Below are 19,509 nucleotides of genomic sequence, written 5' to 3'. Positions count from 1 at the left end.
GGAGTTAGCGAAAGGTCTATGTATAGTATAGGTATAGGCGAATAAGTTGCTCGCCTTACATGCAAAAGTTGGAGATTAAAAAATTTGTAGAAAAAAGAGGGAAAGGTTAACTGACGTTGAATTATCTTTAGAGAGTGCAAATTTAATGCTATTATATTTATTTGGAAATAGGAGGTGCCAAGGGCTTGAGCAACAATGACATCATTGTTAGTTTGGACATCGGTACATCCAAAGTTCGTGCTATTATAGGGGAAATTAATAATGGATCCTTTAATATTATTGGGGTTGGATCTGCCGACTCGGAAGGTATTCGCAAAGGTGCGATTGTAGATATTGACCAGACGGTTCAATCGATCCGCAGTGCTGTGGATCATGCGGAACGGATGGTAGGTATTCAAATATCGGAGGTATACGTCGGCATTTCGGGTAACCATATCGGACTCCAAACGAGCCATGGAGTGGTAGCCGTACAGAATGAAGACCGGGAAATCGGTGAAGATGACATTGAACGGGTCCTGAAGGCAGCTGAGGTTATCGCTCTGCCACCGGAACGGGAGATCATCGATGTAGTAGCTAAGCAGTATGTAGTTGACGGGTTGGAAGGGATTAAGGATCCGCGGGGAATGATCGGTGTCCGCCTTGAGGTAGAGGCTACGATTATTACCGGAAGCAAGACAGCGATACATAACTTGCTTCGCTGTGTTGAGAAGGCCGGATTGAAGATCCACGATCTGGTATTATTATCCCTCGGAGCCGGTCAACTTGCCTTATCCAAAGACGAGAAAACGATGGGCTCTGTGCTGGTAGATATCGGTGCCGGGTCCACAACGATCGCTGTATTTGAAGGCGGCACGATCGTTGCGACATCCACGCTTCCGATAGGGGGAGAATTTATAACGAATGACATTGCTTACGGACTTCGCACACTGACGGATCAGGCGGAGAAGGTTAAGCTGAAGTATGGCTGTGCATCGATTGAGGATGCTGCCCCAGACATCACATTCAAAGTAACCAGGATCGGAAGTAATGTGGATAAGGAATTTACGCAAGAGGATCTTGCCGCAATCGCCGAGCCTAGGGTTCAGGAAATCTTTCAATTAATTCGCGATGAAGTAAGGCGACTCGGATATAGCGATATGCCCGGAGGATACATTCTTACGGGTGGCACCTCATCGATGCCAGGCTTATTAAAGGTTGCTCAGGACGAATTGTCGACCTCTGTGCGGATTGCTGTACCCGATTATATCGGTGTGCGGGACCCTGGATTTACGGGTGGTGTCGGGATTCTGTATAAAGTCATCAAGAATTTCCGCATTCGAAGTGCGGGCCCTAAGAAAACTACGAACCGGACCAAGCCTGCAGCCGCTCAGGAAACTGCGCGTAAGACAGGAATTATGGAACGTTTGAAAAATTTATTTAGTGAATTCATATAATTGATTGGTTCTTAAGGAATGGACGAGCCATCCATGCACAATGAGGGGGAGATGGAAGAGTATGTTAGAATTCGATTTTGAAATGGAGAGCTTGGCTCAAATTAAAGTCATTGGTGTAGGCGGAGGCGGAAGCAATGCCGTTAACCGGATGATCGAGAATGGAGTGCAAGGCGTAGAATTCATTACTGTGAATACCGATGCTCAGGCCTTGCATCTGGCTAAATCCGAGCATAAATTGCAAATCGGGGATAAGCTGACGCGCGGTCTTGGCGCGGGCGCTAACCCGGAGGTAGGTAAGAAGGCTGCGGAGGAATCCCGCGATTTGATCGCTAATACTTTGAAGGGCGCCGATATGGTGTTCGTTACCGCTGGTATGGGGGGCGGAACCGGTACCGGTGCGGCTCCAGTCATCGCCGAGATTGCCAAGGAATGCGGCGCGCTGACGGTAGGCGTCGTAACTCGTCCCTTCACCTTTGAAGGACGTAAGCGTTCCTCGCATGCTGAAACAGGGATCGAAGCTCTGAAAGAGAAGGTAGATACCCTGATCGTCATTCCGAACGATCGACTGCTGGAAATTGTCGATAAGAAGACACCTATGCTGGAAGCGTTTCGCGAGGCGGATAATGTGCTTCGTCAAGCGGTACAAGGCATTTCTGATCTGATCGCCGTTCCGGGCTTGATTAACCTTGATTTTGCCGACGTGAAGACGATCATGACTGAACGCGGATCCGCCCTGATGGGCATCGGCGAAGCCACAGGCGAGAACCGTGCCGCCGAAGCTGCACGTAAAGCTATTATGAGCCCGCTCCTGGAGACATCGATTGAAGGAGCACGCGGCGTTATTATGAATATTACAGGCGGCTCCAACCTGTCCCTGTACGAAGTGAATGAAGCGGCCGAGATCGTCATCTCTGCTTCAGATCCGGAAGTGAATATGATCTTCGGTGCAATTATTGACGAGGGCTTGAAAGAAGAGATTAAAGTGACGGTGATTGCTACGGGCTTCGAGAGCAAGCCTGCTGCAAATCCAGGACGTGTTAATCCGGCCGGAGGTGTCTCAGAGATTCAGGAGAGCCGTTCGAGCGGTTCGCTCCGTCCATTCGGACATCAGAACAACGCGGACCAATTGGATATCCCGACTTTTCTCCGCAATCGCTCCCGCAAAGAGTAGCACAGCAGGACAATAAGTCTTCCCCAAAGGTCTTATCCCTTACTATAAGTGGATAAGACCTTTTTCTTTTCCACATTTTCATGCGTTACTGCAACAAAATCTAGTGGAATTTAACGCTCGACAAAATTAGTGCGAACTTTCATTCAATTTTAGACAGACTTCACAGATCATTGCCTATATACTGTTAACCATCTACGTGTCACAGGTGTTCTTGTACCTGGAGATTAGAAGATAGTTTGTACCCGACGACTTCTAGTGCGTGTTCATAATCAGCCGCTTGGTAGAAGTAGATAGGGTAGCAGGCAGGTGAATAGGACTGGTCGTATACATCGATTTAATATTTTTGCTCAATTTGCTGATCGATGCGAGCCTGCTCGTCGTCACCGCCTGGATGAGAAAACAAAGAATTGTGATTTGGCGGCTCACGGCTTCGGCTGCATTTGGGGCTGCTTATGTAGTTATGATGTTCTTGCCGGAATTATCGTTTCTCTATACCTTCCTGGTGAAATTCCTATTCTCTGTCGTGATGCTATGGATCGCTTTTGGCTTCGGAAGTCTGCAATCCTATTTACGGAACCTGGGGGCGTTCTATATTGTCAATTTCGTAGCGGCGGGAGGGATATTAGGAATTCATTACTTGCTGCAAAGCTCGGATGAAGTATTCAGCGGAATATGGTATTCCACCTCGGGAGGTCTCAGCTTCTCACTTAAGGTAGGAACATTATTCATCATGATTGTTCTGTTCGCGGTGCTGTGGTGGTTCAGAGCTGTCATATCAGCACGTCGCAGGCTGGAGCGGATCGATACCTGTCTGGCCGAGGTGTCTGTACGCATCGACGAGACCCTCATTTCCTGTACAGGATTGATCGACACCGGCAATCAGCTCAATGATCCACTCAGCCGTCTGCCAGTTATGGTGATGGAGGTCTCCCTCTGGGCACAGCATCTGCCAGAAACTTCGGAGGCGAAGTGGAGCATGGAGCATGCGGACAACCTCATCTTAATGTGGAGTGATGATGAAGCTTTTCCATGGCGTGATCGGCTACGACTTATTCCTTATCGGGCGGTTGGCAAGGGCACGCAGTTTATGATCGCACTTAAGCCGGATCAGGTCAGCGTTACGATAGGTGGGCGCGAGGTAATGACGACCCGGGTACTGATCGGCCTCGACGGAGGCACCTTATCCTCAGATGGGATGTACCGGGCGATTATCCATCCGGCATTGACAGAAGGCCAAGAGAGCGGTGCAGGTTCAGCTAGAGCGGCGACTTCGGAGGCTAGTTCGACGGAGATCCGCGGGCTCTAGTAATAAACAGGAACGGGATATGGGAGGAACGAAAGGCATGCGTGTAAAGTGGAAGTTGATCTTGCAACTACAATACTATCGGTTCTTATTCTTACTAGGACTCAAGAGCGAAGAAATTTATTATATCGGCGGAAGCGAAGCTCTGCCGCCTCCATTAACACGTGAGGAAGAGGAGTATTTGCTTGAACGTCTCCCTTCGGGGGATTCGGCGATTCGCTCGATGCTGATTGAACGGAATTTGCGGCTCGTCGTCTATATCGCCAGGAAGTTTGAGAATACCGGCATTAATATCGAAGATCTTGTATCCATCGGGGCGATTGGCTTAATCAAAGCGGTCAATACTTTTGATCCAGAGAAGAAGATCAAGCTCGCCACGTATGCATCACGTTGTATCGAGAATGAGATTTTGATGTACTTGCGCCGTAATAGTAAAATCCGCACAGAAGTGTCTTTTGATGAACCGTTGAATATCGATTGGGATGGCAATGAACTACTGCTGTCGGATGTGCTGGGAACGGAGAATGATACGATCTATCGCAATATTGAGGAGCAGGTGGATCGCAAGCTGCTGCATAAGGCGCTGGATAAACTGAGCGACCGGGAGCGGATGATTATGGAGCTGCGCTTCGGACTCGTCGATGGCGATGAGAAGACGCAGAAGGATGTCGCCGATCTCCTCGGTATTTCCCAGTCCTATATTTCGCGGCTGGAGAAACGCATTATTAAGCGGCTGCGTAAGGAGTTCAATAAAATGGTCTAGATTTGTACCGGGAAATCTGATCCGCTAGTCCCACTTTGTGATCAAAGGATGACAGGAATCGAGGAATAAAAATACAGTCCAGGGAGATACTTATCATTAATGTTTCTCCTTGGGAGGTAAGACACGATGACCCGTAACAAAGTCGAGATTTGCGGCGTAGATACCGCGAAATTGCCCGTTCTAACCAACGCGGAAATGCGTGAATTGTTCCACTCTTTACAGCAGGATCACGTAAGATCAGCCAGAGAAAAGTTAGTGAATGGCAACCTTAGACTCGTGCTGAGCGTCATCCAGCGGTTCAACAATCGGGGGGAGTATGTGGACGATCTGTTTCAAGTCGGCTGCATCGGACTTATGAAAGCCATCGATAATTTTGACTTATCGCAGAACGTTAAATTCTCAACCTATGCCGTACCGATGATTATCGGAGAGATCCGCCGCTACCTTCGCGATAATAATCCGATCCGCGTCTCGCGTAGTCTGCGGGATATTGCGTACAAGGCATTGCAGATGCGTGACAGTCTCACGAATCAGAACTCCCGTGAACCGACCATATTCGAAATTTCCGAGGCATTAGGGCTCCCTAAGGAAGATGTTGTATTCGCCCTCGATGCCATTCAGGATCCGGTATCCCTGTTCGAACCGATATATCATGATGGCGGAGATCCCATCTACGTGATGGATCAGATCAGTGATGACAGGAACAAAGATGTATCATGGATCGAAGAGATTGCGCTGCGGGAAGCGATGCAGCGGCTCGGCAACCGTGAGAAGATGATTCTGTCGATGCGTTTCTTCGAAGGCAAGACACAGATGGAGGTAGCCGATGAGATTGGGATCTCGCAGGCCCAGGTGTCGAGACTCGAGAAATCCGCTATTTTACAAATGCAGAAGCATGTAAAGTCATAAATAAGTTGAGCCATGAATGCATAAGTCCGTTCAGCTTATGTGAAGGACCCCTGAGTCAGGGGTCCTTTTTGCGGCTTGTACCTTTCGTGGCGAGCAGTGCTTTTCCTTACCTTCCGGTCATATGATATAGGAGCGAGAGGCTGTAGTGAAGGGGCGGGGGCACGATGGAAAACGTGGTGAGGGCAAGCATGAAAATATCCGACTTTCAGACAAAGGAAGTTATCAACGTCGTTGACGGCAAGAGACTCGGTCATATTAGTGATCTGGAGCTCGATTTACGTCAAGGGATTATCGAGGCGATTGTGATACCGGTAAATACCAAGTTCATGGGGTTATTCGGAGGCGGATCGGATCTCGTAATTCCGTGGAAAAATATCGTCAAGATCGGCTCTGACGTCGTCCTCGTCAAGATGGATGAATTGCGAGAGCCCCGAGTGCAGACACAATATGAGACTACCGTCTATATTGACCGGGATGGTAGAGCAGAGCGCCGCAGCTAACAGCTGCGGCTTTGCCTGTGTTACACTAGTTTATAGTTCATAATGTCTTGAATGATTGAGGGGATGGATGATGGAGCCTTTTATTAGGAACGATAATAGACAAGGGCCGGAGCGATATGAGCTAGCCTCCTGGCAGCAGATGCTGTCCGGTCTAAGCGCAGGCTTTAGCGGACGCGGGGGTGGGGTTAGCAGTCCCCCTTATGATAGTCTCAACTTGGCATTTCATGTCAATGATGATCCAAGGTCGGTGCTTCAGAACCGCAGCTTGCTCGCCGAGGCACTGGGATTTCAGCCTGAGGCCTGGACCTGCGGACAGCAGGTGCATGGGAATTTAGTCGCTGTTGTGAAGGCGGCAGATCGGGGCAAGGGATATCTGGATATGGCGAGTGCTTTTCAAGATGATGATGCCCTTGTTACGGATGTGCCCGGGATTTTGCTAACCTCCTTCTATGCGGACTGCGTACCGCTATACTTCATGGATCCGGTTAGGCGGGTTGTCGCTCTGGCTCATGCGGGATGGAAGGGAACCGTACTGCGCATCGCTGAATCGGTGATCCGGAAGATGGAGAGCGAATTCGGCTCCAAGGCGACCGATATTCGTACAGCTATAGGCCCAAGTATTGGCGCCTGCTGCTACGAGGTGGATGACATGGTCATGGCTAGAGTCCATGAGACATTGGAAGCAATTGGAGGGGCGGAGTCGATCGCGAAGGTGGCTGAGGCGTCTCTCAAACAAGGAAAGTTCATGCTGAACTTGAAAGAATTGAATCGAATCATTATGATAAAAGCAGGAATATTGCCGACTCATATCGAATGTACATCATGGTGTACGAGCTGTCATCATGATAAATTCTTCTCCTACCGCAAAGATAATGGGGTAACCGGAAGAATGGCGAGCTGGATTGGCGTGAAAGAGAGGTGATCCTTTCTTGTCACTTCAAGATCGGATTCAGAATGTAGAAAAGAGCATCCAGGCGGCGTGCGCCCGCAGCGGACGTAATCGCAGCGAGGTTAATATCGTCGCCGTCACGAAATACGTGTCAGTTGATATGACACGGTCTGTACTTGAAGAAGGGATCCTCCATGTGGGCGAGAATCGCCCGCAGAATGCAATTCCGAAATGGGAAGCACTGCATGGTCAGGGAACATGGCATTTTATCGGCCATCTTCAGAGTAGAAAGGTGAAGGATGTCGTAGGGAAATTTAAATATATCCATTCATTAGACCGGATTTCGCTGGCTCAGGAATTGGACAAGCGGGCAGCGGCCATCGGTGAAGAGGTACTGGCATTTGTACAAGTTAATGTATCCGGGGAGTCCTCGAAGCAAGGACTTGTACCCGCTGAGGTTGAGGATTTCTTGAAGGAGATGCAGAGCTACAGTCATGTGAAGGTTATCGGACTGATGACGATGGCTCCTATTGAGGAAGATCCTGAACTCACGAGGCCGGTATTCCGCGGGCTTCGTGAATTACGTGATGAGCTTAATGCAAAGGCGGTGACAAGCGAGCCATTGACAGAACTGTCCATGGGGATGTCTGGCGACTTCGAGGTTGCGATTGAAGAGGGGGCGACCTGGGTCCGCCTCGGCACGATACTAGTGGGGAAAGGGGAGGAAAGTTAATGGGAGTAATGAACCGGTTCATGAATTTCTTGGGTCTGCAGGAAGAAGAAGAAATTGTGGAGCGCGAGGGAATTACCAGCCTGGAAGAGCCTGATTTTGAAACCCCGAGCTTTGAAACCCGTAAAAATCAAAGAGGAAATAATGTGGTTAGCATCCATTCGCAAAAAAATGTGAAGATGGTCTTGTATGAACCGAGATCCTATGATGAGGCTCAGGAGATCGCCGATCATTTGCGTTCTCATCGCTCTGTCGTCGTAAATTTGCAGCGCGTTCGCAACGATCAGGCTATGCGTATCATCGATTTCCTGAGCGGTACGATCTACGCGCTTAGTGGCAGTATTTCGAAGATCGGCGGCAATATATTCTTGTGTACGCCAGATACCGTCGAAATACAAGGAGCGATTACGGAGATACTAACCGAGGAACTAGACTATAATAGGATGAGGTGATTACAGCTTGAGTGCAGCAACAACAATCAATACTATCGTTTGGGTAGCATATAATATTTATTTCACTATGATTTTTGTGTATATTCTGATGTCCTGGCTTCCTAATGCACGTGACAGCTTTATCGGTGAATTGTTGGGGAAATTAGTCGAGCCGTTCCTGGCCCCGTTCCGCAAATTCATTCCCCCGATTATGGGAATGATCGATATTTCGCCGATCGTGGCATTATTCGTACTTCAGTTAGCAGCAAGAGGCCTGACAAGCGTTTTGAATTACATTTTTGTCGGGTAGTTCGCTATGAAGAAGACGGAGGTTTATGAGCATTTTAAGCCAGAAGAACGTCAGTTTGTGGACCGTGCTTCCGAATGGGTCGTTCATGCCGGGGAATACCATGAAGTCAAGTTGACTGACTTTCTGGATCCGCGGCAATGTTTTATATTGGAGTCTTTGGCCAATCGTCACTCAGATGTAGGCCTTCGCATTGATGGTGGATATGAGGGAGCCGAACGATGCCGAGCCTTGCTCGCTCCTGATTACAGGGAACTGGATCAAGAGCCGATGAGAATGAAGGTGCTGAGCATTACTTCGGGAGATCAGAAGTTCGTGGCCCTGCAGCATGGCGATTATCTCGGTGCTATTCTCGGTCTTGGGCTCAAGCGGGACAAGATCGGGGATATTCATGTGCATGAGGATGGTTGTCATGTCGTGGTTGCCGAAGAAATCGCAGACTATCTGGATCTTCATTTACGCCAGGTGCATCGCGTCGGGGTGATGACCGAGATTATTGAGCTGTCGGCCTTGCGGGAGGCGAATGCGGAGCTGCAGCTGATGGATTTTACGGTAGCTTCGCTCAGGCTTGACGGAATAGCCAGCGATGCATTTCGGCTAAGCCGCAGCAAAATCATAGTACCGATCAAGGCGGGCCGCTGCCGGGTCAACTGGAAAACCGAGGAGGACCCCTCCACTCCGTTGAAGGCTGGAGATATTGTAGCCCTGCAAGGATTTGGGCGCTTTAAGGTGCTGGAGACGGACGGAGTGACAAAAAAAGGCAGGCTCCGTATAAAAATCGGCAAATTTGTGTGAGGGTATTGCAGGAGATCGCCACTTCCTGTCGAAAATAACTAACCAGTATAACATTTGTCCGATGAAATATTTTTACACCCAAATAAAGGTTCTTCCTAACGGAGGGATTGAATTCTATAGGAGGTGCGGTTATGCCATTAACACCGCTGGATATACATAATAAGGAGTTTTCCAGACGGATTCGCGGTTATGATGAGGATGAAGTTAATGAATTTCTAGACCAAGTGATCAAAGATTATGAAATTGTCATTCGGGAGAATAAGGAGCTTCACAATCAATTGCTCTCCATGCAAGAGAAGCTCGACCATTTTTCCAATATCGAAGAGACGCTTAGCAAGACGATTATCGTAGCTCAGGAAGCTGCGGATGAAGTGAAGAATAACGCCAAGAAGGAAGCGCAGCTGATCGTGAAGGAAGCAGAGAAGAATGCGGACCGGATCGTGAACGAAGCACTGGGAAAATCGCGTAAAGTTGCCTTGGAGGTTGAAGAGCTGAAGAAGCAGGCCTCTATTTACCGGGCACGGTTCCGCACTTTGGTGGAGGCACAGCTTGATCTGCTTAGCGCTGATGGCTGGGACACGCTGGAGACTCATGAATCGGAGCGGTCGTTTGAGAGTGAGCGCGAACGGGAGCGGGAACGTGATCGAGAGCGGGAGCGAGAGATGAAGGAGATTTATTAAACCTTGCCTGCCTGTCTTTGCCTGCAGGTTGACATGAAGATGACAATAAGTTATATATAATATCATATTGTGTAGCTGCTACACGCAAGCTTAAATCTGATATTTGATGATGGGAACAAGTACGTTGCGAATTTGATCTGCAGAGAGTTGGCATCCTGCTGAGAGCCAATGTTCAAGCCGCAAGCGGAAGATCATCCCGGAGAAGCAAGGCTGAAATTTCATTTGACGAACAAGTAAGCCTTTGCCGGCAGTCGGCCGTTATACCGAACCCATATGAGTGTATGGAGCAGAGTGCCATATGGCTATTCGCAGGAAGAAATTCGTAATAGGCGGTAGCGATATTGGAACGAGGGTGGTAACGCGAGCAAGAGTCTCGTCCCTTTTGGGATGGGGCTTTTTTTATTTTCCATGAAGAAGGGAAGAAGCTATATTATGCAAAAAGTAGATGTCAAAGAAGGAGCGCGAAATCGAGATTTGCGCATCTTGAACAAGTGGACGCAAGAGAATACGTTTAAACGGAGTATGGAGAATCGGGCCGGACGGCCGAATTATGTTCTGTTCGAAGGTCCGCCAACGGCGAATGGTCTGCCGCATATCGGACATGTGCTGGGACGGGTCATCAAAGACTTTATCGGCAGATATCAGACGATGAAGGGGTATCGCGTCGTTCGTAAAGCGGGCTGGGATACACATGGATTGCCGGTAGAACTCGGTGTTGAGAAGGAACTGGGAATCTCAGGCAAGCAGGAAATTGAAAAGTACGGCGTAGAGGAATTCGTGAAGAAGTGTAAGGACAGCGTGTTCGGCTATGAAAAGCAGTGGCGTGAATTCACCGAAGCGATCGCTTATTGGACCGATCTGGATGATCCATACATTACGCTGGAGAATAGTTACATCGAGAGCGTGTGGAATATCCTCGCGACAATTCATGATAAAGGCTTGCTGTATCGCGGTCACCGGGTTAGCCCTTACTGCCCATGCTGCCAGACGACGCTCAGCTCGCATGAAGTAGCGCAGGGCTATGAGGATGTGAAGGATCTTAGTGCGACGGCCAAGTTCAAGCTGGATGACAGCGGCGAATATGTTCTGGCATGGACGACTACGCCGTGGACATTGCCGGCCCACGTCGCTCTGGCGGTTAATCCAGAGATGGAATATGTGCGGGTGAAGCAGGAGGACGGCGTATATATCGTCGCCAAGAACCTGGTAGAGAACGTAATGAAGGGCGATTACAGCATTGAATCTAGCCTGAAGGGCAGCGAGCTGGTCGGAAAAACCTATACTCCGCCATTCTCTTATATTAAGGCGGATAAGATAAATGTCATTGTTGGTGCCTCGTATGTAACAGATACTAGTGGTACAGGGATCGTCCATATGGCTCCGGCCCACGGGGAAGATGACTATCGTACTTGCCGTGAGCATGGCATCAGCTTCGTCAGCGTAGTGAACGGTCAAGGTCGTTATACAGACGCCGTCAGCGACTTCGCCGGGAGCTTCGTTAAAGATTGCGATGTGGACATCGTCAAAGCCCTGGCTGAGAAAGGCCTGCTCTACAGCAAGGAGAAATATGAGCATAGCTATCCATTCTGCTGGCGCTGTAAATCCCCATTGCTCTATTATGCGATGGAGAGCTGGTTCATTGAGACGACGGCGGTCAAAGATCAGTTGATCGCTAATAACAATACGGTGCAATGGTATCCAGAGCATATCCGGGACGGCCGCTTCGGTAAATTCCTCGAGGAATTGGTCGATTGGAATATCAGCCGTAACCGTTACTGGGGGACACCGCTGAATGTCTGGGTATGTCCGGATTGCGGCGGGCAATTTGCTCCGCATAGTCTGGCTGAACTGCGTACTCATGCGGTTGGAGAAGTTAGCGAGGACCTGGAGCTCCACAAGCCTTATGTAGATGAAGTCAAGGTAAGCTGTCCACATTGTACAGGCGGCGTCATGGAGCGTACCTCAGAAGTGATCGACGTCTGGTTCGATAGCGGCTCGATGCCATTTGCACAGCATCATTATCCATTTGAGAACGAAGAGACGTTCGCAAGCCAATTCCCGGCGGATATGATCTGCGAAGGAATCGACCAGACGCGTGGCTGGTTCTACAGCTTGCTCGCGGTATCGACGCTCTTCACCGGGAAGGCCCCTTATAAATCGGTAATTGCCACCGGGCTTGTACTGGACGAGAACGGCTTGAAGATGTCGAAATCCAAGGGCAATGTCGTTGATCCTTGGGAGATCATCAATGAGCTCGGAACGGATGCTTTCCGCTGGTCATTATTGTCGGACAGTGCGCCATGGAACAATAAGCGCTTCTCCAAGGGGATTGTGGCAGAGGCAAAATCAAAAGTAGTGGATACGCTTGTCAACACCCACGCTTTCCTGACGCTATATGCGGGAATCGATGGCTACAAGCCGGAAGAACATGCTTACCGTCCTTCCAGCAATAAGCTGGATCGCTGGATTCTGTCGCGTCTGAACAGCCTGATCCGCCTGGTGGATAAAGGTGTGGCTGTGAATGACTTCGTGAATACGTCCAAAGCGATCGAGAACTTCATCGATGAGCTTAGCAACTGGTATATCCGTCGTTCCCGCGATCGTTTCTGGGGCAGCGGACTCGGCGAAGATAAGCTGTCGGCTTATCAGACCTTGACCCATGTGCTCTTGACCTTATCCAGGCTGATGGCTCCATTTACACCGATGCTTGCCGAGGATATCTTCACGAATCTCGGTGGCGGAGAGAGCGTTCATCTGGCGGATTATCCGGTCTGCGACGAAGCGATGATCGACGAGGCGCTTGAGCAGGATATGGAGACGGCGAGGCAGATCGTTGAGCTGGCTCGCAATGTCCGTAATGAGACGGGCATCAAGACTCGTCAGCCGCTCTCCAGCTTGATCGTATCGATGGATCGCGACTTCGCACTGGCGGAATACGAGGAGATCATCAAGGATGAGATCAACGTGAAGCAGATCGAGGTAGAGCATAGCGATAGTGGCTTTGTTGATTTCACATTGAAGATGAATCTGCGAGTTGCTGGTAAGAAATACGGTAAAAATATCGGCTTCCTGCAAAATCATCTGAAAAATCTGGCCGCGGAGGACACTCGTCAAATCGTCAACGACGGCTATCTGAACATCATCTCGCCTGAGGGTGAGGAGTTGCACATTATCTCTGAAGAGCTGCTGGTAGAGAAACAGGCTAAATCTGGCTTTGCCTCCGCTTCGGGCTACGGATTAACGGTGGCGCTCAATACGGATATTACACCTGAACTGGAACAGGAAGGCTGGGTGCGTGAAGTCGTCCGCGCTGTACAGGATACACGGAAGAAGCTTGATCTGCCGATCGAGAAGAGAGTGCATTTGACTCTGGATGTCGACGATGAGCTTAAGGCAGCGATCCAGGCCTTCGAGCATGTGCTTCGCGAAAATGTGCTGATCACCGATGTTTCCTTCGGCAAGCCTGAGGGCGCAGAGAACGTTGAGGTTGGAGCGAAGACCATTGGAGTTCACATCGAAGCTTAAAGAGGAATTTTGAACTTCCCAGTTCAGTAAAGGTCCGAAAAGTTCGGTTTTCAGTACCGAGAAGGTTGGATGAAGCAGGAGTTGGGAGGCAATAATAAACAGAACGAGCTTGGGCACGCCGATACTACATGGTAGTACCCCTGCTCGTTTCTTTTACGTTTAACGGAGGTGCCCGGAATGATTCGGCGTAAAAATAAGCCCCATGTCAGCCCGGAGAGAACTACGGAATCCGGAGAACCGGCTCAGCCGCCTGAGGCGATGCCGCAAACAACCGAGGAACAAATCAGTGATTTATATCGCTTAACCTTAAAATGGACGCAGCAGCTCGAGAGATCACGGATTGCTGAATATACCGAGCTGCTGAATCGCCCATGGCGTCTCATCTGGCTTAATATTCTGTCAGGCACAGCCCGAGGAGTTGGGATCGCCGTCGGTTTTACCTTTTTTGCCGCGACGATTATTTATGTTTTACAGCTGTTAGGGGCCTTGAATTTGCCGATTATCGGCGACTATATTGCGGATATTGTCCGGATTGTTCAACGCCAGCTGGAGCTTAATACTTATTAGGACCGCCTTCCAGCTGATCATCATTCACATAATCACCGTCGTCCATCGCTTGCTTCCAGCGTTTACTGCGGAAGAAGGAGACATTCTGGCCATAAATATCTGTGGCGATGAAGCTCTCCAGTGGCTCGACGAATCCGTCCAGCTCGGAGGAGGCTTCGATCTCCATATCGTTATAATCGGAGATGTCACTACCTTCAGCCATAGCTGGTGTATTGGAGCTGCCGAAGCTCTCGACAATCTGCCAGGCATCTTCGCCGTCAAAGCCGCTATACTCATGCTCATCCAAGCTGCTTCGGCCGAATGGAGGCGTCAGGAATTCCTCTTCGACGGGACGGGATACCGAATGGAAAGTCTGCGGGCTATGCTCCTTGCAATAGGCGGTTTCCGGAATAGCATTGAGCCGCTCGTAGCTGATCGGCTCGCCGCAAGTGGCGCAGATTCCGTAATTCCCTTCATCCATTTTTCGCAGAGCTGCTTCAATACGAGTTAGTTGCAGTTCATTATGCTCGATGAGTGCCAGATCCTTGCCGCGTTCATACACCTCTGTTGCGAGGTCAGCGGGATGATTGTCCACAGTGGATAGCTCGTTAGTTGTATCGCGCAGTGAATCCTCCAGTCCATAATGCTCATTGTCAGTGAGCCGATGCTGGATGTCATGCAAGGAATGATTCAATTGAGCCTTTAGCTCAGATAATTGCTGTGCGGATAGATGAGACATATCAGAAGCTCCTTTCTGGATTTGCTCCATGCTCCATAAGCGGACTTTTGAACAACCTCTTGCAGTTTATTTTGCACAATACCATGACGTTTTACCTAAGGAAAATCCTTTCGTGCATGGACGGGTTTCCTCTCGCTATGCTACAATAGACAGGTCTTGCATGTGGTGAATCCTGCCGGTAATGATCAGCAGGGAAATGAAAGAATGAGGTGAATTCCCGCGTGATTTATTTTTTGATTGCATTGGTCATGTTTTTAATTGATCAAGGTACGAAGTATTTAATCGCCACTCAGTTAGTGATCGGTGAGCAAATTCCAGTGATCGGCAACTTCTTCCTCATTACGTCAAGTCGTAATCGCGGAGCTGCCTTCGGTATTCTGCAGGAGCAGCGCTGGTTCTTTATCGTGATTACTTTGATCGTGGTGGTAGGTATTATCTGGTATATGCAAAGAATCAAACATACCGGCAAAAAGATGCTGTCTATCGCTCTCTCACTCGTCCTCGGCGGCGCAGTCGGAAATTTTCTGGACCGGGCAGTTAGCGGAGAGGTTGTAGACTTTTTGCAGTTTAATTTTGGAACGTATACGTTTCCGATCTTTAATGTGGCGGATTCCTGCATTGTGATCGGAGTTATTATGATTGTACTTGACTCCTTGCTTGAAGTTCGCAAAGAGAAGCAGAGTACAGGCCAGGAGCACGAGGAACAGCTATGAATTTGAATGAAGACAACTTGTTATTCGATACGGAGGCTCAGAGCTTCGAATGGGAAGCGGCTGAGAAGAACAGGATCGATAAATTTGTAAAGGATCAGCTTGGAGATGAGTATTCCCGCAGCATGATCCAGCTCTGGATCGAGGATGGACATATCCTTGTGAACGGAGAATCGGTAAAAGCAAATTATAAATTAAGTACAGGGGATCAGGTTACACTAACGATTCCAGAGGCGGAATCAGTAGAGATCACCCCTGAGGATATACCGCTTGATGTTTATTATGAGGATGCGGATGTCATCGTCGTCAATAAACCGCGCGGCATGGTCGTGCATCCTGCTCCGGGACATGGCTCTGGCACATTGGTCAATGCCCTGATGTTTCACTGCAAGGATTTGTCGGGGATTAACGGCGAGCTGCGCCCGGGGATTGTGCATCGGATCGATAAGGATACATCAGGCCTGTTGATGGCTGCCAAGAATGACAAGGCGCATGCTTCTTTAGCCGCCCAATTGAAGGAACATTCGGTAACCCGCAAGTATTATGCGCTCGTGCATGGCAACTTAAGTCATGATCAAGGCACGATCGATGCTCCGATTGGACGTGATCCTCATGATCGCAAGATGTACACAGTAATCGAGAAGAATAGCAAGCATGCGGTAACGCATTTCCATGTGGTCGAGCGATTTGGGGATTATACGCTGGTGGAACTGAAGCTGGAGACCGGGCGTACGCATCAAATCCGGGTGCATATGAAATTTATCGGTCATCCGCTCGTCGGTGATCCTTTGTACGGTCGCAGCAAGGGCATCAAGATGGACGGGCAGGCGCTTCATGCCGCCGTGCTCGGCTTCGTGCATCCTTCCAGTGGAAAGTATATCGAATTTACGGCACCGATGCCGGAGGACATGGAGATGTTGCTTCAATCGTTAAGCAGTCGGTGATGAGACATATCAGACAGCAGCATTTACAGTAAGGGCTTAGTAAGTTTTGAGTAGCCTGACTGTGGATGCTGTTTTTTTGCGGCCTCGAACCAGGTAAAGCCTGCAAATATGCAGGAATTCCTTCCCCCTACCGACCTCAAACGGTAAATTCCTGCGTAAATGCAGGTATTTTCTCGGTTCAAGCCCGATTTCTCAGAAAAAGCTGCTAAAGCCTGCGTATATGCAGGAATTTCCTCAGAACAGGTGATTTTCGGTGAAAAGCCTGCATATTTGCAGTTTTGAGTTCTTCAATAAACTTCAATAAGGTTGCCAGCTAGCTACTACTGGCGTTCTACGTTTTCAGGCGGTCTACGGGCACTAATCGAATAGTACAAACGATCAAATGATTAGTCCATTCTCTTCGGCCTCATTTTCCAGCATAGTAATATTGCTAAATACGGCATGAGATGTTCATAAGGAGATGGAGACAGTGAGTGTGGAACGATATCAAGAAACTTATATACAACAGCAATTTGCAGATCGCATCGGTGGAGCGAATTACGGCAAAGATACCGCTATTTATAAATTTGAAAAAATTAAAAGGGCCAAGGCTGCTGCTAGACTGGAACGCCCTGACTTGGATTTGATCGATATGGGGGTGGGGGAGCCGGATGATATGGCAGATGCCAATATCGTTGCGAAGCTGGCCGAGGAAGCGGCCAAGCCGGAGAACCGGGGCTATGCGGATAATGGCATCCCTGAATTTAAAGTCGCGGCAGCTCATTATTTGCAGCAGGTATTTCAAGTGGATGGAATTGATCCGGCTACGGAAATTGTGCATTCCATCGGTTCGAAGCCCGCGCTGGCAATGCTGCCAACCTGCTTCATTAATCCCGGCGATATTACCATTATGACGGTGCCGGGGTATCCGGTTCTCGGCACGCATACCCAATATTTGGGCGGGATCGTTTATACAGTAGCTTTGACGGAAGAGAATCATTTTTTGCCTGATTTAGCCTCAATTCCTGAACATATTGCCTTAAAGGCGAAGCTGCTGTACTTGAACTATCCTAATAATCCGACCGGAGCATGTGCCACCAGAGAATTCTTCACCGAAGTGGTCGCTTGGGCTCGCAAATATAACGTAATCGTTATTCATGATGCACCTTACTCCGCCTTAACTTATGATGGGGTGCGACCGTTAAGCTTCCTGTCCGTTCCTGGAGCGAAGGATGTGGGGGTCGAGCTGCATTCGCTCTCGAAATCGTATAATATGACCGGCTGGCGGATCGGTTTTGTAGCTGGCAATTCCTTGATCGTCAAGGCGTTCAGCGATGTGAAAGATAATAATGATTCAGGCCAATTCATCGCAATTCAGAAGGCGGCGGCCTATGGCCTGGCTCATCCGGAAATTACGGAAGCGATCGCCGCCAAATATTCAAGGCGCCATGATCTGTTGGTCGGGGCCTTAAGTGAGCTAGGCTTCAAAGCGACGAAGCCGCAAGGCTCTTTCTTCCTCTACGTGGCGATCCCCAAAGGGATCGAGGGGGGCAGAAGCTTCGTATCGGCGGAGGATTTCTCACAGTATTTAATTCGGGAGAAGCTAATTTCAACGGTACCTTGGGATGATGCGGGGCATTATGTAAGGTTCTCGGTTACTTTTGAAGCACATGGAATAGAGAAGGAACAAGCTGTGATCGCTGAAATCAAGCGACGGTTAAGTGAAGTGAAGTTCCGATTCTAAAATAACTAAATTGTAAAAATTGAATTTATATTTGTGAAGTCCCGTTGACTGGCGGAATGCTGAAGGGTTTGTTTTCAGTGTCTCGCCTCTAGAGGGGCTTTTTTAATTGACGGATTGTCAAGGCAAGTGCGACAGTTCCTCTGAAAAAGATTCGCGAGCGGTTCTCCATCCCAGACATTTTCGTGGTCTGTGGTTAATCAGATCAAGAGCATGGTGTAAAGCCTCGTCCGTAACTTGAGCGAAGTCCGTTCCTTTGGGAAAAAACTCTCGCAAGAGGCCGTTGGCGTTCTCATTGGAGCCTCGTTGCCAGGAGGAATACGGATCAGCAAAGTACACCTGTATGCTATGGGTGGCCTCCAGATTGGTGTAGCAAGCAAACTCCTTGCCACGATCTGCTGTAGCGGTTTGAAAGGCTCCGATAGGATACTCAGAAGCAACTACACCAAAAGCGATCTCCATAGACAACGCTGTGCGGTCTGGCATCCGAATGGCTTTGTACAAGCGCGTTTTACGCTCAATGAACGTAGCTACACAGCCCTTGCTTTTCCCACGGCCTGAGACCACCGTATCGAGTTCCCAATGACCAAACGTTTCCCGAGACCGTACCTCTTTGGGACGCTGAGAGATAGACTTGCCCACGGTAAACTTGCCACGCGTCTCAGCAGGCTTCTGCCGCTTGCCTTTGTGTCTGAGAACGGTGAGGATGCCTTTGGACAACAGGCCCGCGTACAGCCAGCGATAGATCGTTTTAAAGCATACGATGGCTTGCTTCTCCTGCCGAAACCGCTGTGTGATCTGCTCCGGAGACCAGGTGGCCTGAAGCTTCTCTTCGATGACTCTAGCCAGCTCCGGCGTCCACTTGCCTTCGGGAACCGAGGTTTTACGACGCTGGGTATAGCTCTCCTGGGCTCGCTGTGCACCATAGGTCTCCTGACCCTCGTGACGCTCCAGTTCACGGCTGATGGTGGAATGATGTCTGCCGAGCTCTCTGGCAATCGCTCTGGCACTTTTCCCCTGCTGGTGGAGGATTTCTAGCTTGCTGCGCTCGATTATGCTAAGATGTGTGTAGTTCATGGTGGATTCTCCTTGTGTGAATGTAGGGTGTAGGAACTTTCATTCTACACGAATCCGGCCATGGGCTCTTTTTTATTTATTTCCAGCAGGTGTCGCACTTCATTTTACAATCCGTCAATTATAAAATCATTGAATAAATATTTATATTAATGTATATTTATAATGATCATGGTATTTATCCAGTCTCACCTCAACTGACATGTAAGGAATTTCCTTGCCCGAAACCTGTGATTACTTAGGCTGGTTGTCTTGACACAGCAGATGCAATCTGTCATAATTCACATGAACGAAATAGCACCTTTAATTCAGTCCCGTGAGACTGGCAAGGTAACGTGAA

At 49.1% G+C, this 19,509-nt stretch carries 19 protein-coding genes and 1 other annotated feature; of the genes, 17 read left to right on the top strand and 2 right to left on the bottom strand.

Annotated features, from left to right (window positions below; translation table 11 throughout):
• The first annotated feature begins 185 nt into the window (after positions 1 to 185).
• The 14 genes from ftsA to BFJ94_RS10490 all read left to right on the top strand — a co-directional run bounded on the left by ftsA (position 186) and on the right by BFJ94_RS10490 (position 14,003).
• Positions 186 to 1,433 (top strand): cell division protein FtsA, encoded by a 1,248-nt coding sequence (ftsA, locus tag BFJ94_RS10555; protein WP_120462637.1) that lies wholly within the window; start codon positions 186 to 188, stop codon positions 1,431 to 1,433.
• A 61-nt stretch (positions 1,434 to 1,494) separates the two neighbouring features.
• Entirely contained in the window at positions 1,495 to 2,604 is a 1,110-nt protein-coding gene (gene ftsZ / locus BFJ94_RS10550) for a cell division protein FtsZ (protein WP_120462636.1), read from the top strand.
• Positions 2,605 to 2,920: 316 nt separating this feature from the next.
• Entirely contained in the window at positions 2,921 to 3,910 is a 990-nt protein-coding gene (gene spoIIGA / locus BFJ94_RS10545) for a sigma-E processing peptidase SpoIIGA (protein WP_120462635.1), read from the top strand.
• Between the two features lie 37 nt (positions 3,911 to 3,947).
• Positions 3,948 to 4,670 carry an RNA polymerase sporulation sigma factor SigE gene (gene sigE / locus BFJ94_RS10540; RefSeq protein ID WP_120462634.1) on the top strand — a complete coding sequence of 241 codons (723 nt, stop codon included), beginning with the start codon at positions 3,948 to 3,950 and terminating at the stop codon, positions 4,668 to 4,670.
• Between the two features lie 126 nt (positions 4,671 to 4,796).
• Positions 4,797 to 5,579: an RNA polymerase sporulation sigma factor SigG gene (gene sigG, locus BFJ94_RS10535; protein ID WP_068782038.1), complete on the top strand. Its 783-nt coding sequence runs from the start codon at positions 4,797 to 4,799 to the stop codon at positions 5,577 to 5,579.
• A 164-nt stretch (positions 5,580 to 5,743) separates the two neighbouring features.
• Complete coding sequence (locus BFJ94_RS10530) at positions 5,744 to 6,079, top strand: YlmC/YmxH family sporulation protein (RefSeq protein WP_120462633.1); 336 nt, start codon at positions 5,744 to 5,746, stop codon at positions 6,077 to 6,079.
• Between the two features lie 70 nt (positions 6,080 to 6,149).
• Positions 6,150 to 7,001 carry a peptidoglycan editing factor PgeF gene (gene pgeF / locus BFJ94_RS10525; protein ID WP_120462632.1) on the top strand — a complete coding sequence of 284 codons (852 nt, stop codon included), beginning with the start codon at positions 6,150 to 6,152 and terminating at the stop codon, positions 6,999 to 7,001.
• A 7-nt stretch (positions 7,002 to 7,008) separates the two neighbouring features.
• Positions 7,009 to 7,701, top strand: coding sequence for a YggS family pyridoxal phosphate-dependent enzyme (locus BFJ94_RS10520; protein ID WP_120462631.1), 693 nt, complete (start codon positions 7,009 to 7,011; stop codon positions 7,699 to 7,701).
• Positions 7,701 to 8,150, top strand: a complete 450-nt coding sequence (locus BFJ94_RS10515; protein WP_120462630.1) for a cell division protein SepF — start codon at positions 7,701 to 7,703, stop codon at positions 8,148 to 8,150. Before BFJ94_RS10520 ends, BFJ94_RS10515 begins: the two co-directional genes overlap by 1 nt.
• 7 nt (positions 8,151 to 8,157) lie before the next feature.
• Entirely contained in the window at positions 8,158 to 8,439 is a 282-nt protein-coding gene (locus tag BFJ94_RS10510) for a YggT family protein (protein WP_276145666.1), read from the top strand.
• A gap of 6 nt (positions 8,440 to 8,445) precedes the next feature.
• The gene (locus BFJ94_RS10505; protein WP_120462629.1) at positions 8,446 to 9,231 is read left to right on the top strand and encodes a YlmH family RNA-binding protein; all 786 of its coding nucleotides are present in this window, start codon (positions 8,446 to 8,448) and stop codon (positions 9,229 to 9,231) included.
• A gap of 131 nt (positions 9,232 to 9,362) precedes the next feature.
• On the top strand, positions 9,363 to 9,911 hold the full coding sequence (locus BFJ94_RS10500) for a DivIVA domain-containing protein (RefSeq protein WP_120462628.1): 549 nt from the start codon (positions 9,363 to 9,365) through the stop codon (positions 9,909 to 9,911).
• A gap of 97 nt (positions 9,912 to 10,008) precedes the next feature.
• Positions 10,009 to 10,295, top strand: a binding site (T-box leader).
• Between the two features lie 48 nt (positions 10,296 to 10,343).
• Positions 10,344 to 13,436 carry an isoleucine--tRNA ligase gene (gene ileS, locus BFJ94_RS10495; RefSeq protein WP_120462627.1) on the top strand — a complete coding sequence of 1,031 codons (3,093 nt, stop codon included), beginning with the start codon at positions 10,344 to 10,346 and terminating at the stop codon, positions 13,434 to 13,436.
• A 258-nt stretch (positions 13,437 to 13,694) separates the two neighbouring features.
• Entirely contained in the window at positions 13,695 to 14,003 is a 309-nt protein-coding gene (locus tag BFJ94_RS10490) for a DUF5665 domain-containing protein (protein ID WP_120465182.1), read from the top strand.
• On the opposite strand, the gene BFJ94_RS10485 is transcribed toward BFJ94_RS10490, so the two are convergent.
• Positions 13,990 to 14,721 (bottom strand): TraR/DksA C4-type zinc finger protein, encoded by a 732-nt coding sequence (locus BFJ94_RS10485; RefSeq protein WP_120465181.1) that lies wholly within the window; start codon positions 14,719 to 14,721, stop codon positions 13,990 to 13,992. The two genes, BFJ94_RS10490 and BFJ94_RS10485, sit on opposite strands and share 14 nt — an antisense overlap.
• Before the next feature lie 221 nt (positions 14,722 to 14,942).
• Here BFJ94_RS10485 and lspA point away from each other — a divergent pair, with 221 nt between their 5' ends.
• From lspA to BFJ94_RS10470, 3 genes are all read left to right on the top strand, one after another.
• On the top strand, positions 14,943 to 15,434 hold the full coding sequence (gene lspA / locus BFJ94_RS10480) for a signal peptidase II (protein ID WP_120462626.1): 492 nt from the start codon (positions 14,943 to 14,945) through the stop codon (positions 15,432 to 15,434).
• The gene (locus BFJ94_RS10475; RefSeq protein ID WP_120462625.1) at positions 15,431 to 16,375 is read left to right on the top strand and encodes an RluA family pseudouridine synthase; all 945 of its coding nucleotides are present in this window, start codon (positions 15,431 to 15,433) and stop codon (positions 16,373 to 16,375) included. The genes lspA and BFJ94_RS10475 overlap by 4 nt, the downstream gene beginning before the upstream one ends.
• A gap of 469 nt (positions 16,376 to 16,844) precedes the next feature.
• The gene (locus tag BFJ94_RS10470) at positions 16,845 to 18,098 is read left to right on the top strand and encodes an LL-diaminopimelate aminotransferase (RefSeq protein ID WP_120462624.1); all 1,254 of its coding nucleotides are present in this window, start codon (positions 16,845 to 16,847) and stop codon (positions 18,096 to 18,098) included.
• Positions 18,099 to 18,215: 117 nt separating this feature from the next.
• On the opposite strand, the gene BFJ94_RS10465 is transcribed toward BFJ94_RS10470, so the two are convergent.
• On the bottom strand, positions 18,216 to 19,172 hold the full coding sequence (locus tag BFJ94_RS10465) for an IS30 family transposase (RefSeq protein WP_120461597.1): 957 nt from the start codon (positions 19,170 to 19,172) through the stop codon (positions 18,216 to 18,218).
• Positions 19,173 to 19,509: the final 337 nt, after the last annotated feature.

The organism is Paenibacillus aceti, assembly GCF_003614185.1.
In the GTDB taxonomy this organism is placed as follows: Bacteria; Bacillota; Bacilli; order Paenibacillales; family Paenibacillaceae; genus Fontibacillus; species Fontibacillus aceti.
Note: the sequence above shows the minus strand (reverse complement) of the source record. Positions and strands in the feature narration are given on the sequence as shown.

Bases quoted from the DNA above. Each gene is read 5' to 3' on its own strand.
- ftsZ (WP_120462636.1), top strand. From the start codon at position 1,495: ATGTTAGAATTCGATTTTGAAATGGAGAGCTTGGCTCAAATTAAAGTC.
- sigE (WP_120462634.1), top strand. From the start codon at position 3,948: ATGCGTGTAAAGTGGAAGTTGATCTTGCAACTACAATACTATCGGTTC.
- sigG (WP_068782038.1), top strand. From the start codon at position 4,797: ATGACCCGTAACAAAGTCGAGATTTGCGGCGTAGATACCGCGAAATTG.
- BFJ94_RS10530 (WP_120462633.1), top strand. From the start codon at position 5,744: ATGGAAAACGTGGTGAGGGCAAGCATGAAAATATCCGACTTTCAGACA.
- pgeF (WP_120462632.1), top strand. From the start codon at position 6,150: ATGGAGCCTTTTATTAGGAACGATAATAGACAAGGGCCGGAGCGATAT.
- BFJ94_RS10515 (WP_120462630.1), top strand. From the start codon at position 7,701: ATGGGAGTAATGAACCGGTTCATGAATTTCTTGGGTCTGCAGGAAGAA.
- BFJ94_RS10505 (WP_120462629.1), top strand. From the start codon at position 8,446: ATGAAGAAGACGGAGGTTTATGAGCATTTTAAGCCAGAAGAACGTCAG.
- BFJ94_RS10500 (WP_120462628.1), top strand. From the start codon at position 9,363: ATGCCATTAACACCGCTGGATATACATAATAAGGAGTTTTCCAGACGG.
- ileS (WP_120462627.1), top strand. From the start codon at position 10,344: ATGCAAAAAGTAGATGTCAAAGAAGGAGCGCGAAATCGAGATTTGCGC.
- BFJ94_RS10490 (WP_120465182.1), top strand. From the start codon at position 13,695: ATGCCGCAAACAACCGAGGAACAAATCAGTGATTTATATCGCTTAACC.
- BFJ94_RS10485 (WP_120465181.1), bottom strand. From the start codon at position 14,721: ATGTCTCATCTATCCGCACAGCAATTATCTGAGCTAAAGGCTCAATTG.
- BFJ94_RS10475 (WP_120462625.1), top strand. From the start codon at position 15,431: ATGAATTTGAATGAAGACAACTTGTTATTCGATACGGAGGCTCAGAGC.
- BFJ94_RS10465 (WP_120461597.1), bottom strand. From the start codon at position 19,172: ATGAACTACACACATCTTAGCATAATCGAGCGCAGCAAGCTAGAAATC.